Source organism: Streptomyces lunalinharesii, assembly GCF_039532155.1.
Taxonomy (GTDB): domain Bacteria; phylum Actinomycetota; class Actinomycetes; order Streptomycetales; family Streptomycetaceae; genus Streptomyces; species Streptomyces lunalinharesii.
In genome coordinates, this window is record NZ_BAAARK010000050.1 from 1 (window position 1) to 13,137 (window position 13,137).

Genomic DNA, 13,137 nt, shown 5'->3' on the forward strand with positions numbered 1-13,137 from the left:
GGGGGCGGGGGTGGGCCGGGGGTGCCTGTGGTGTGGACTGCTGCGCTTTACGTCCACACCACAGGCACCCCCGGCCCACCCCCTCCCGTATGTGTGGCGGCCCCCGCCCGGTGGGGGGAGAGGGGTGGAGGGCGTCGTCGTGGTGGGCCTTGGAGTCGATGTGCGGGTCGGGCGTGAGCGACTCTGACCTCCCCTTTCCCTTCAAGGGGCGGGGTCGTTGTCGACGGCGGGAGGGTGTGGGGCCGGTGGGGTGGGGGTCGCGGACGTAAAGCGCAGCAGTCCGCGACCCCCACCCCACCGGCCCCACAGCCGTCACCCACCACTCACCGGGCGCCCCCCGCCCCAACACCCCCTTCGCCGAAGGCGGACACCCCCGCGGCGGAACAGCCGCCAACGCACGGCGGCCCCCGCCCCAGCGCGGACGCCGTACGGCGGGAAAGCCGACAACGTGGGGGTACCGTCGGGACAGAACGGTCTGACGAGGGAGACGAGAAACGTGGCAGGTATGCCGTGGGTGCGGGGCGCGGACGACGGCGCCGACCCGTTCGGTACGGCCCGGTTGCGGCGCGGCGTGCTGGATGCCTGGGCCGCCTCGCCGGCCCGGTTCCGGGAGGACGCCAACGCCGAGGAGGACCTCGCGCTCGGCGGCTACCGCGACCGGCTCGCCGTGGAACTGGCGCAGAACGCGGCGGACGCGGCGGCCCGGGCCGGTGTCCCCGGCCGGCTGCGGCTGACCCTGCACCCCGCCGACGGCGGCGCGCCCGCGGTGCTGGTCGCCTCCAACACCGGTGCCCCGCTGGACGCCACCGGCGTCGAATCGCTCTCCACGTTGCGCGCCTCCGCGAAGCGGGAGAGCAGCGCGGCGGTCGGCGCGGTCGGCCGGTTCGGCGTCGGGTTCGCCGCGGTGCTGGCGGTCAGCGACGAACCGGCGCTGGTGGGCCGCACCGGCGGCGTCCGCTGGTCGCTCGCCGAGGCCCGGGAGCTGGCCGAGGCGGTGGCCGCGCACAGTCCCGGCCTGGGCGGTGAACTCCGTCGCCGCGAGGGCCACGTACCGCTGCTGCGGCTGCCGTTGCCCGCGGAGGGCACCGCGCCCGAGGGGTACGACACCTCGGTGGTGCTGCCGCTGCGCGACGGGGCCGCGCAGGACCTCGCCGAGCGGCTGGTGGCCGGGATCGACGCGGCGCTGCTGCTGACGCTGCCCGGGCTGGCCGAGGTCGTGGTGGAGACGCCGGAGGGCGTCCGGACGTTGACCCGCCGTCAGGACGAGCGGTACGTCCGCATCGAGGACAGCGAGCGGGGGGCGACCCGGTGGCGGGTGACCACCGACGGCGGTTCGTTGGACGCGGCGCTGCTGGCGGACCGTCCGGTGGAGGAACGGCTGCGGCCGTCCTGGTCGGTGACCTGGGCGGTGCCGGTGGACGAGACGGGTGCGCCGGTGGGGCCGGGCACCGCGCCGGTGTTGCACGCGCCGACCCCGACCGACGAGCCCCTGGGCCTGCCCGCGCTGCTCATCGCCTCGTTCCCGTTGGAGCCGACCCGGCGGCACGTCGCCCCGGGCCCGCTCGCCGACTTCCTGGTGGGCCGGGCTGCCGCCGCGTACGCGGGGCTGCTCGGCGACTGGCAGCCGGTGTCGACCGGCACCCTGGACCTCGTACCGGGACCGTTGGGCAAGGGCTGGTTGGACGGTGAACTCCGCCGGCAGGTCGTCCAGTCGCTGCCGCGGGTGCGGTTCCTGCCGAGCGCGGCGGCGGCCGGGGCGGAGCGGGCCGCCGCGGGGGACGCGGACGTTGAGGCCGTTGAGCCCGTTGAGGGCGCTGAGGACGCCGAGCGGTACGTGTTGCGGCCGGTGGACGCGGAGTTGGTGGAGGGCGCCGGTGCGGCGACTGTCGGGGTGCTGGCGGAACTCTTCCCCAGCCTGCTGCCGGCCGGCCTCGAACGGCGCCCGGAGCTGCGGGCGCTGGGCGTGGCCCGGGTGCCGCTCACCGAGATGATCGACCGGCTGGCCGGCGTGGACCGGTCGCCGCAGTGGTGGTGGCGGCTCTACGACGCGCTGGCCGGCACCGACCCGGACCGGCTCAGCGGGCTGCCGGTGCCGCTGGCGGGCGCCGGGCGGACCGCCATCGGGCCGCGCCAGGTGCTGCTGCCGCTGCCCGGCGGCGACCCGGACGCCGAGGGCGAGGCCGCCGACCGGCACCGCACCCTCACCCGGCTGGGGCTCAAGGTCGCCCACCCGGACGCGGTCCATCCGCTCCTGGAGAAGCTCGGGGCCACCCCCGCCGCACCCCGCGCCGTGCTGACGACCCCTCAGGTGCGGGCGGCGGTCGCGCACTCGTTGGACGCCGACGAGGACGCCTACGACGTCTTCGAGGACGAGCTGGCGCCGGGCGCCGGGGTGCCGCTGGGTGCTGAGGAGCTGGCCGAGGCGGTCCTCGGGCTGGTCCGGGACGCCGACCTGGCGCCCGGGGACGAGCCCTGGCTGGCCGCGCTGGCCCTGCCCGACGAGGACGGCGAACTGGCGCCGGCGGGCGAACTGGTCTTCCCCGGAAGCGACTTCGAGCAGGTCATCAGGGAGGGCGAACTCGCCGCCTGCGAAGCGGAACTGGCCGAGAGGTGGGGTGCGCAGCCGCTCACCGCGGTGGGCGTGCTGGCCACCTTCGCTCTGGTCCGGGCCACCGACGTGGTGCTCGACCCGGACGAACTGGAGCCGCGGGATGGTGAGTTCCCCGAGCCGGACGACGCCGGACTGCTGGACGCCGTCGACGTGTGGTGCGAGGACGTCCTGGACGCGCTGCCGGAGACGCCGGTCCCTCCGGTCGTCACCGAACTGGTCGCGGTCCGCGACCTCGACCTGGTCGCCGACGACGCCTGGCCGCGGGTCCTGGAGATGCTCTCCCGGCCGCCGCTGCGGGACGCCCTGACCGCGCCGGTGCGGGTGCTGCTGCCGGACGGCACGACGGAGTCGGTGCGGCCGTACACCGCCTGGTGGCTGCGCGGCCACCCGGTGCTGGACGGCCGGCGGCCCGCCGGGCTGCGTGCCACGGGCGGCGATCCGCTGCTGGCCGGGCTGTACGAGGCGGCCGACGCGGGGCAGGTCGACGCCCAGGTGCTGCGCGCCCTCGGGGTCCGCACCTCGGTCGGTGCGCTGCTCGACGAACCGGGCGGTGCGGCCGAACTGCTGGGCCGGCTCGCCGACCCGGACCTGCGGGCCGGCGCCGGGCAACTGCACGCCCTGTACGGCCTGTTGGCCGACCTCGACCCGGACCAGGTGACGCTGCCCGAGGACCTGCGGGCGGTCGTCGACGGGGCGGTGCAGGTGGTGGACGCCGCCGACGCGCTGGTCGCCGACGCGCCGGACCTGATGCCGCTGGCCGGCGACCGCGCGCTGCTGCCGGTGCGGCCGGCCCGCGCCACGGAGTTGGCCGAACTGCTCCAGGTGCGGCGGCTGAGCGAGGCGGTCGCCGCGGAGGTCCGTTCCGACGGGGCGACGCACGACGTGCCGGAGGCGGTCCGTGCCCTGCTCGGCCCGGCCGCCCCCGAGGCGTACGTCGAACACGAGGAGCTGCTGGTCGAGGGCGCCGACGGGGACGTGGAGCTGGACTGGCGGTGGGCCCCGGACGGCACCCTGCACGCCGCGACCCTGGAGGGCGTGGCGGCCGGTCTGGCCTGGGCCAGCGGGCAGTGGCCGCGCCGGTTCGAGGTCGCGGCGCTGCTGGAGGACCCGGAGCGGGGCGAGGAGTTGGCGCGGGCCCGGTGGTTCGACTGAGCGCGGTGCGCCGCGGGGCGTGATCCGGAAGCGAATTCGACGGCGGTCGGCGGACGTACGGGTCCGGCGGCCGCCGTCGTTCTTCCGGCGGGTCGCGGCCCGATTTCCGGTCCTTGCGGCGTTCCGTCCCGGGGCCCGCGCGATTTCCGGAACGGCGAGGTCCGTTGGATGCCCGGTCCGTCAAAAACGGAGCCCCATGGGGAAGTTGCCGGACGCCGCCGACAGGTTAGAGTGCCAGGGCGATCTTCGATCATTCTCTCGTCGCACACCGAGACCCGTCGTGGGTCGGTGCCCGCCGCGGATCGGTATCCCGATGCCCGGGCGCCGCTCCTGCCGATCGCCCTTCCGTCCCGCCCGCCGTCCCGCCGCTCACGAGGACCTGTTTGATGCCAGCACGGATACCCTCCCGCCCCGGGGCAGCGCCCACGCCGTTGGGCGCCGCACTGCGCACGCTGGCGGTCGTCCTCGTGGTGACCGGCGTGCTGTGCCTCGGGGCCGTCCTGCTCGTCCCGGACTCCGTGCGCACGCCGCTCGCCTGGTCCGGGGGGATCTGCGCGGTGCTGCTCAGCGCCGCGGTGGCCACCGCGGTCTACCAGGAACGGCTGGCCCGGCACCACCGGGAACGGATCGGCGAGATCAAGGCCGAGGCCGAGCGGCTGGCGAACGTGACGATGCCGGCACTGGTCGCGCAGCTGCGCGACGGGGCCTCGGTGGACACCGCGCTGGGCCGCACCGATCTGCCGGCGATCGCCGCGCACCAGCGGATCGTGCGCACGCTGGCCGAGGAGGTCGGGCGCGGCGAACGGATGCGGGCCGCGGCGATGTCCGCGTGCGCCAACGCCGCCGGCCGGGTGCAGGCGCTCGCCACCGGGATGCTCGCCGACCTGCGCGAGATGGAGAACCGGCATGGTGAGGAAGTGCTGGGCGACCTGCTGAAGCTGGACCACACGACGGCGCAGGCCGGGCGGCTGGCGGACAGCATCGCGGTGCTGACCGGCGCCCGCTCCGGACGCCGCTGGAACAAGCCGATCGCCATGGAGAGCATCCTGCGCGGCGCCATGGGGCGGATCAGCGCCTACCGCCGGATCCAGCTGCACAGCAGCAGCGACGTCGCGATCGCCGGCCACGCGGCCGAGGGCATCATGCACGCGCTCGCCGAGATCATGGACAACGCCGCCTCGTTCTCCCCGCCGTCCTCGCCGGTCCACGTCTACGTCGAGGAGGCGCAGGCCGGAGTGGTGGTCAGCGTCGAGGACAGCGGGCTGGTGATGGGCGACGCCGCGTTGCAGCGCGCCCAGGAGACGGTGTCCGCGGACACCCTGGACCTGATGTCGCTGTCCGGGACGCGACTGGGGCTCGCCGTGGTCGGCTGCCTGGCACGCAAGCACGGACTGAACGTCTCCTTCCGGCCGTCGGCTCGCGGTGGCACGGGCGTGGTCGTCCTCATCCCGCAGCAGCTGGTCACCGAGAGCCGGGTGGCGGCCGAACAGCCGGTCGCCGCCCCGATCGCGGGCGCACCGCGGCCCGTCGTACCGGCCCCCCGACGCACCCCCGAAGCCGCGCCCGAGGAGCTGCCGGCGGCCCGCCCGCAGCCGCGGCGCGCGCCCCGGGCGGCACAGGGGCCCGAGTCGCCGGCCGACGCCCCGGCGCCGCTGCCGCGGCGCACCGCCCGCAGCGGCGGGACCGGAGCGGACGCCGCCCCGGCGCCCGCGTTCGGCGAGAGCGGGCTGCCCAAGCGCCGTCGTGGCCAGACCCTGGCCGCCGCCCCCATGGGGACGGAACCGGTGCGCGACGACGCCGCGCGGCCCGCACGGTCCCGCGAGGAGTCGGCGGCCCGGTTCCGCGCCTTCCGTCAGGCCGTCCAGGGCAAGCCCGCCCAGGACGACGCCGACGGCCCCCGAACGAGCGGCACGCCCGCGTCAGCCCCAGCCCCCTCGCCAGCACGCCCGGAGGACGAGACCCGATGAACACCACTGACCACAGCCTCGACTGGATGCTGGAGAACCTGCTCCAGAAGACTCCGGGGGCCCGGCACGCCCTGGTCCTGTCGCGGGACGGGCTCAAGCTCTGCCACTCCAAGGACCTGACCGTCGACCAGGCCGACCAGCTCGCCGCGATCGCCTCCGGGATCCAGAGCCTGTCGCACGGCGCGTCCGTGGAGTTCGGGGACGGCACCGGCGGCGTGCGGCAGGCGATGACGGAGTTCCACGGCGGGCTGCTGTTCATCGTCGAGGCCGGCAACGGCGCCCACCTGGCCCTGATCGCCGTCGAGGACGCCGACGTCGGCCTGATCGGCTTCAACATGAACGAACTGGTGGAGCAGATCGGCGAGTACCTCCAGGCCGCCCCGCGCGGCGAGGGCGGGCCGGCGGCATGAAGCGGCTCGGTCCTGACGACGATCCGGACCGGCTCTACACCGTCACCGGCGGCCGCAGCCGGTCCGCCGACGACCACGCGCTCGACCTGGTCACCCTCATCGTCAGCGAGTCCGACCCGGACGCGGGCATGCAGTCCGAGCACGCCCGGATCCTGACCACGTGCCGTCGCCCGACGGCCGTGGTCGAGATCTCGGCGGAGCTGCGGATGCCGGTCAGCGTGGTCCGGATCCTGCTGTCCGACCTGCTGGACCGCGGCCAGGTCACCGCCCGGCACCCGCGGGTCCCCGCGAGCGCCCAACTACCCGATGCCGACCTGCTGAAGGAGGTGCTCGATGCACTCCACCGCCTCTGAGCCCGCGCACCCGGACGGTGCGACCGGCACCGACGCCGACCGCGTGCCGCTGCGCGCCACCGCCGACAACGGCCTGAAGATCGTCGTCGTCGGTGGCTTCGGCGTCGGCAAGACCACCATGGTCCGCTCGGTGAGCGAGATCCGACCGCTGAACACCGAGGAGACGATGACCCGGGCGGGGGTCGGCGTCGACGACCCCCGCGGCGTCGAGGGCAAGACGACCACCACCGTCGCCTTCGACTTCGGCCGGATCACCGTCAACGACAGCGCGGTGCTCTACCTGTTCGGCGCGCCCGGCCAGGAACGCTTCTGGTTCGTGTGGGACCGGCTGTTCTCCGGCACGCTGGGCGCGGTGGTGCTGGTCGACACCCGCCGGCTGGACGACTCCTGGTACGCCATCGACCGGCTGGAGGCGCACGGGATGCCGTTCATCGTCGCGCACAACGACTTCGGCGGGGACCGGCACACCCTCCGGCAGATCCGCGACGCGCTGGACCTCTCCGACGAGGTGCCGCTGGTCGCCTGCGACGCCCGCGACCGGGAGTCCAGCAAGGCCGTGCTGATCGCGCTGGTCGACCACCTCTACGCCCTGTCCACCCAGGACGCCGTACCCGTTCAGGAACCCGCGGAGACCGCACCGTGAACGACCCGCAGCACTCCACCACCGGCGGCTGCCCGCTGCGCGCCGGCACCCCCGGCACGGACGCCGTGCCGCTCTACGGCGCCGGCCTCAGCGGCGACCCGGCGCGGCTCTACCGCGAGATGCGCGCCCGGCACGGGACGGTCGCGCCGATCCTCCTGGACGGCGACGTCCCCGGCTGGTTCGTGCTCGGCTACCGCGAGCTGCACCAGGTCACCAGCAACCCGGAGCTGTTCGCCCGGGACTCCCGCCGCTGGCACGCCTGGGACCAGATCCCCGCGGACTGGCCGCTGCTGCCGTTCGTCGGCCACCAGCCGTCGGTGATGTTCGCCGAGGGCCCCGAGCACCGTCGCCGGGCGGGGGCGATCAGCGACGCGCTCACCGCGATCGACCAGTTCGAGCTGCGGCAGATCTGCGAGCGGCTGGCGGACGGGCTGATCGACGCGTTCGCCGGCTCCGGCGAGGCGGACCTGATGGCCCGTTACGCCGCCCGGCTGCCGCTGCTGGTCATCGCCGAGCTGTTCGGCTTCCCGCACACCGAGGTGCCCGAACTCGCCGCCGACATCGCCGCGTCGCTCAACGCGGACGAGGGCGCGATCGCCGCGCACCAGCGGGTCGCCGAGCGGATGCAGCGCCTGGTCAGGGCCAAGCGGTCCGCGCCGGGCGCCGACGTGCCGTCCCGACTGCTGACCCACCCGGCCGGGTTGGCCGCGGAGGAGGTGGTCATCGACCTGCTGGTGGTGATGGCCGCCGCCCAGCAGCCGACCGCCAACTGGATCGGCAACACCCTGCGGCTGATGCTGACCGACGACCGGTTCGCGCTCAGCCTCTCCGGCGGCCGGCGCAGCGTCGGCCAGGCGCTCAACGAGGTGCTCTGGCACGACACCCCGACGCAGAACTTCATCGGGCGCTGGGCGGTCCGCGACACCCAGCTCGGCGGGCGCCGGATCCGCACCGGGGACCTGGTGATCCTCGGCCTGGCCGCCGCCAACACCGACCCGCAGGTGCGGCCGGACTTCAGCGACGCCGGCTCCGACGGCAACCAGGCCCACATGTCCTTCAGCCACGGCGAGCACGCCTGCCCCTACCCCGCCCCGGAGATCGCCGAGGTGATCGCCAAGGCCGCGGTGGAGGTGCTGCTCGACCGGCTGCCGGACGTGATGCTGGCGGTGCCGTCCGAGGACCTGGTGTGGCACCCGTCGCTGTGGATGCGCGGACTGGTCAGCCTGCCCGTGGAGTTCACGCCCGCCTACACCCCGATCCCCGCGATGGGGACGGCGCGCACCCGACGCAGCTGACGACGCCCGACCCTGCGGCGCGGCGCCTCGGGGTCCGGGTATTGGCCGGTAACGTCCGTGCGTCGGGCGGTGTTTCACGTGAAACACCGCCCGACGTGCGCGTGCCGCTAGCCGGCCGGGGTGAACCGCACCGGCAGCGCGTCCAGGCCGCGGGTGTACACCCCCTGTTCCCGGGGCTCGGTGCCCGGTTCCACCGCCAGGTCCGGCAGGGAGTCCAGCAACTGGCCCACGCCCACCTCCACTTCGGCCTTGGCCAGCAGCGCGCCGACGCAGAAGTGCCGCCCGAGGGCGAACGCGAGGTGGTCCGCGGCGGCCGAGAACGCCGTGGTGGCGGACAGGTCGGTGCGGTGGATGTCGAACACGTCCGGGTCGGCGTAGCGCCGCTCGTCGCGGCCGGCCGCCCCGATCAGGCAGGTGAGGGTGGCGCCCTTGGGCACCAGGCCGCCGCCGATGGTGACGTCCTCGCCGGCCTGCCGCATGATCATGTGGACCGGCGGGGTGTGCCGCAGCGTTTCCGCGAACGCCCGCGGGATCAGCGTGTGGTCCGCGCGCACCGCGGCCAACTGCTCCGGATGTCTCAGCAGGTTGTGCACGAGGCTGGTGATGGCCTTGTCGGTGGTCTCGCCGCCGGCGGTCAGCAGCAGGCTGCAGAACGCCTTGATGTCCTCGTCGCTCATCCGGGTGCCGTCGATCTCCGCGGCGCAGAGCGTGGAGAGCAGGTCGTCGCCGGGGGCGGTGCGGCGTTCGCGGATGATCGGCAGCAGGTACGCGGCGAACTCGTCGCGGGTGCGCAGCCCGGCCTCGACGACGTCCGGGTCCTGGGCGAGGTTGCCGAGGAAGCCGATGATCGCGGTGTACCAGCGGTGGAAGCGGTCGTGGTCGGCCCGGTCCAGCCCCAGCATGTCGGCGATGACGTTGACCGGGAAACGGGTGGCGAAGTCGGCCACCAGGTCCGCGCTCCCCCTCCCGCGGAACGCGTCGATCAACTCCCGGGCGTTGCGCTCGATCACGGGCAGGAAGGACTGCTCCAGGGTGTTGCCGCGGAAGGCCGGGGCGACCAGCGCCCGCCGCACCGCGTGCTCCCGGCCGCTCATCTGCAAGATGGTCCGACCGTGCACCGGCTCCAGCTGCCAGTCGTAGTTGTCCGTGGTGAACACCGGGTCCTTGAAGGCCCGTTCGACGTCCTCGTGCCGCGAAATGACGTAGCTCTGGGTGGCCTCGTGATGCAGCAGGGGGAAGTCGTCACGCAGCACGCGGTAGGCGGGATACGGATCCGCGGCGAACTCCGGCGACAGGATGTCCGGTGCTTCTCGGTTCACGGGCACTGCTCTCCTCGGTCGGGATGCGGTACGGGGCCGCGGCGGGCGCGGGCCGTCCGTCCCTCCCAAGATCGTTGCTGGAGCGGGCGGTTATCAAGACCGCCGACGCTACGGTTCGACGACGCGGGGAGAACGGGCCGGGGCCGCCCGAGGAGGGGGCGGGGTGAGGAGGGGACGGGTCCACGACGGTCCGCACGGCGCGCCGCCGCGCCGCCCGCCGGCCGGGCCGGTCCGGCCGGTGCCGCTCACGCCGGGAACCGGCGCCCCACCCACCGCCAGGCGACCTCCAGCAGCACCGCCGCCACCGCCGCGATGGCCACCGCCGTCCACGGCATCGTCGTGCCCACCAGCCGCAGGTCGAAGAAGCGTTGGAGCCACGGCGTCACCAGCACGACGACGAAGCCCAACCCCATCAGCAGGACCAGCCCGATCCGCCACCAGGTGTACGGGCGGGCGATGATCGCCAGGACGTACAGGGCGGTGAGGAAGAGCGTCAGGGTGGCGGCGCTGGTCTGCGCGCTCAAGCCGTCCGGGCCGGTGTAGTAGGCGCGGGCCAGCAGATAGGTGGTGAACGCCGCGAGGCCGGTGATCACGCCGGAGGGCACGGCGTAGCGCATCACCCGCCGCACGAAGTGGGGGCGGGCGCGTTCCTTGTTGGGCGCCAGCGCCAGGAAGAACGCGGGGACGCCGATGGTCAGCGTGGACAGCAGCGTCAGGTGCCGGGGCAGGTACGGGTACGGGATCTGGCAGCAGGCCACCAGGACGGCCAGCAGCACCGAGTAGACGGTCTTGGTGAGGAAGAGGGTGGCGACCCGGGTGATGTTGCCGATCACCCGGCGGCCCTCGGCCACCACCGACGGCAGCGTCGCGAAGCTGTTGTTCAGCAGCACGATCTGGGCCACCGCCCGGGTCGCCTCGGAACCGGAGCCCATGGCGACGCCGATGTCGGCGTCCTTGAGGGCCAGCACGTCGTTGACGCCGTCGCCGGTCATCGCCACGTGGTGGCCGCGGGCCTGGAGCGCACCGACCATGTCCCGCTTCTGCTGGGGCGTGACCCGGCCGAAGACGGCGCCGTCCTCCAGCGCCCGGGCCAGCGCCTCGGGGTCGTCGTGCGGGAGGCGCCGGGCGTCCACGGGGGAGTCCGCGCCGGCCAGCCCCAGCTTGCCGGCGACCGCGCCCACCGACACCGCGTTGTCACCGGAGATCACCTTGGCCCGGACGCCCTGCTCGGCGAAGTAGCGCAGGGTGTCGGGGGCGTCCGGGCGCAGCCGCTGCTCCAGGACGACCAGCGCGGCCGGCTGCCCCTCGTGCGCGACGTCGGGGTGGTCCAGCGGCCGGGCGGCGCGGGCCAGCAGCAGCACCCGCAGGCCCTCGGCGTTGAGCCCGTCGATCTCCGGCAGCAGCGGGTCGTCGTCGGGCAGCAGCACGTCCGGTGCGCCGAGCAGCCAGGCGGACGCCGATCCGTCGGGCTCGTCGAAGGCCGCGCCGCTGTACTTGCGGGCGGAGGAGAACGGCAGGGTGCCGGTGCACCGCCAGGAGTCGGGGGCCGGGTAGGCGTCGACGACGGCCGCCAGGGAGGCGTTGGGGCGCGGGTCGGAGGCGCCGAAGGCACCGAGCACCTGCCGGACGCGGGCCGGGTCCTGGTCGGCCAGCGGCCGCAGTTCGCTGACGTCCATGCCGCCCTCGGTGAGGGTGCCGGTCTTGTCCAGGCAGACCACGTCGACCCGGGCCAGCCCCTCGATGGCCGGCAGCTCCTGCACCAGGCACTGTTTCCGGCCGAGCCGGACGACGCCGATGGCGAACGCGACCGACGTCAGCAGCACCAGCCCCTCGGGGATCATCGGCACGATCCCGGCGACCATCCGGCGGATCGCGGCGTCGACCGGCAGGCCCAGCGTCAGCAGGTGGCTCAGGATCAGCCCCAGCGCCGTCGGGACCATCATCCAGGTCACGTACTTGAGGATCTGGCTGATGCCGGTGCGCAGTTCGGAGTGGACCAGGGTGAACCGGCTGGCCTCCTCGGCGAGCTGCGCCGCGTACGCGGCCCGGCCCACCTTGGTCGCGGCGAACGCGCCGTTGCCGGCGACCACGAAGCTGCCGGACATCACCGGGTCGCCGGGCTTCTTCACGACCGGGTCCGCCTCGCCGGTCAGCAGCGACTCGTCGATCTCCAGGCCGTCGCTCTCCAGCACCTCGCCGTCGACGATGGCCTTGTCGCCGGGGCCGAGTTCGAGGACGTCGTCGAGGACCACCTCGGAGGTGGGGACCTGGACAGCGGCCCCGTCGCGGCGGACCGTCGGCCGGGTCTCGCCGATCAGCGCCAGGCCGTCCAGGGTCTTCTTGGCGCGCAGTTCCTGGAAGATGCCGATGCCGGTGTTGGCGAGGATGACGAAGCCGAACAGGCCGTCCTGGATCGGACCGACGATCAGGATGATCACGAAGAGCACGCCGATGATGGCGTTGAACCGGGTGAAGACGTTGCTGCGGACGATGTCGGCCGTGGAGCGCGAGGACCGCACCGGGACGTCGTTGACCTCGCCCCGGGCCACGCGTTCGGCGACCTGGGCGGTGCTCAGGCCGCGCCGGGCCACCTCCCGGTCGTTTCCGCCGGCGGGCCGGTCGTCGCCGGGCTCCGGTTGCTCGACTTCGGTCTGCGCCGGGTCCGTCATGCCCTCGACGTTACGGGGGGAATGCCCGTCTCACCCGCTGGCGGTCGACAGAAGTACTGTGCGGGGTTCTGTCCGGTTACGCGGCAACCCCGGGTGTGCGGACGGCGTCCGGTGACGTGGGGTCGGCGACCGAGGACGGCCCGCGGGGCGGGCGCGCGGAGCGGCGCGCCCGGCGGGGGTGGGGCGCGGTCAGGCGCCGTTCGCGGCGGGGGCCGCCGTCTGCCGGGCGGCGGCGTCCCGCTTGATCGCGGCGTCCCGCCTGCGCACGTACCAGACGCCCAGCAGGCCCAGCCCGCCGCCGGCCAGGCAGGTCCACACGAACCAGGCGTGGCCGTGGTCGGCGTACCAGCCGTAGAAGGGCAGCTGGGCGAGGAAGAGCACGAACCAGATGACGGTGCCGCCGGTGATCGTGCCGACGACGGGACCTTCGAGGGGCGCCGGGGCCGCGCGCAGTTCGGACTTCTTCCACATGGGGGCCAGCTTACGGGGCCGCCCGAGGAGGCGGCGGGGGCCTGTTACGAGGGCGCGCGAGGAACGGTTCACGGGTCTACGCGCGGAGATAGCGATCAACGAATTGTTTATTCATACTGAACCTTTCCGGAACTGACTGGTTCGGATCGTTGATTCCTCCAATCTGATCCCTCCACACTGTTCCCGTTCATTGGTTGCTGTCCCGCCGTCCGTGCGTGGTCCGGCCCTCGGGCCCTCGCGCCCGCTC

General features: G+C 74.2%; 9 protein-coding genes. 6 read left to right on the plus strand and 3 right to left on the minus strand.

Annotation, left to right across the window (positions count from 1 at the left end):
• Window positions 1-505 precede the first annotated feature (505 nt).
• The 6 genes from ABD385_RS36880 (at window position 506) to ABD385_RS36905 (ending at window position 8,431) form a co-directional block, all read left to right on the plus strand.
• Window positions 506-3,763 carry a sacsin N-terminal ATP-binding-like domain-containing protein gene (locus tag ABD385_RS36880; RefSeq protein WP_344584140.1) on the plus strand — a complete coding sequence of 1,086 codons (3,258 nt, stop codon included), beginning with the start codon at window positions 506-508 and terminating at the stop codon, window positions 3,761-3,763.
• 386 nt (window positions 3,764-4,149) lie between these two features.
• Window positions 4,150-5,730, plus strand: coding sequence for an ATP-binding protein (locus ABD385_RS36885; protein ID WP_344584083.1), 1,581 nt, complete (start codon window positions 4,150-4,152; stop codon window positions 5,728-5,730).
• Window positions 5,727-6,140, plus strand: a complete 414-nt coding sequence (locus ABD385_RS36890; protein ID WP_344584085.1) for a roadblock/LC7 domain-containing protein — start codon at window positions 5,727-5,729, stop codon at window positions 6,138-6,140. The genes ABD385_RS36885 and ABD385_RS36890 overlap by 4 nt, the downstream gene beginning before the upstream one ends.
• On the plus strand, window positions 6,137-6,493 hold the full coding sequence (locus ABD385_RS36895; RefSeq protein ID WP_344584087.1) for a DUF742 domain-containing protein: 357 nt from the start codon (window positions 6,137-6,139) through the stop codon (window positions 6,491-6,493). Before ABD385_RS36890 ends, ABD385_RS36895 begins: the two co-directional genes overlap by 4 nt.
• Complete coding sequence (locus tag ABD385_RS36900; protein ID WP_344584089.1) at window positions 6,474-7,136, plus strand: GTP-binding protein; 663 nt, start codon at window positions 6,474-6,476, stop codon at window positions 7,134-7,136. The genes ABD385_RS36895 and ABD385_RS36900 overlap by 20 nt, the downstream gene beginning before the upstream one ends.
• On the plus strand, window positions 7,133-8,431 hold the full coding sequence (locus tag ABD385_RS36905) for a cytochrome P450 (protein WP_425585565.1): 1,299 nt from the start codon (window positions 7,133-7,135) through the stop codon (window positions 8,429-8,431). The genes ABD385_RS36900 and ABD385_RS36905 overlap by 4 nt, the downstream gene beginning before the upstream one ends.
• 107 nt (window positions 8,432-8,538) lie before the next feature.
• Here the strand turns inward: ABD385_RS36905 and ABD385_RS36910 are convergent, their stop codons facing one another.
• The 3 genes from ABD385_RS36910 to ABD385_RS36920 all read right to left on the minus strand — a co-directional run bounded on the left by ABD385_RS36910 (window position 8,539) and on the right by ABD385_RS36920 (window position 12,890).
• Complete coding sequence (locus ABD385_RS36910; protein WP_425585566.1) at window positions 8,539-9,750, minus strand: cytochrome P450; 1,212 nt, start codon at window positions 9,748-9,750, stop codon at window positions 8,539-8,541.
• 245 nt (window positions 9,751-9,995) lie between these two features.
• The gene (locus ABD385_RS36915) at window positions 9,996-12,419 is read right to left on the minus strand and encodes an HAD-IC family P-type ATPase (protein ID WP_344584093.1); all 2,424 of its coding nucleotides are present in this window, start codon (window positions 12,417-12,419) and stop codon (window positions 9,996-9,998) included.
• A gap of 189 nt (window positions 12,420-12,608) precedes the next feature.
• Window positions 12,609-12,890 carry a DUF2530 domain-containing protein gene (locus tag ABD385_RS36920; RefSeq protein ID WP_344584095.1) on the minus strand — a complete coding sequence of 94 codons (282 nt, stop codon included), beginning with the start codon at window positions 12,888-12,890 and terminating at the stop codon, window positions 12,609-12,611.
• Between the last annotated feature and the right edge of the window lie 247 nt (window positions 12,891-13,137).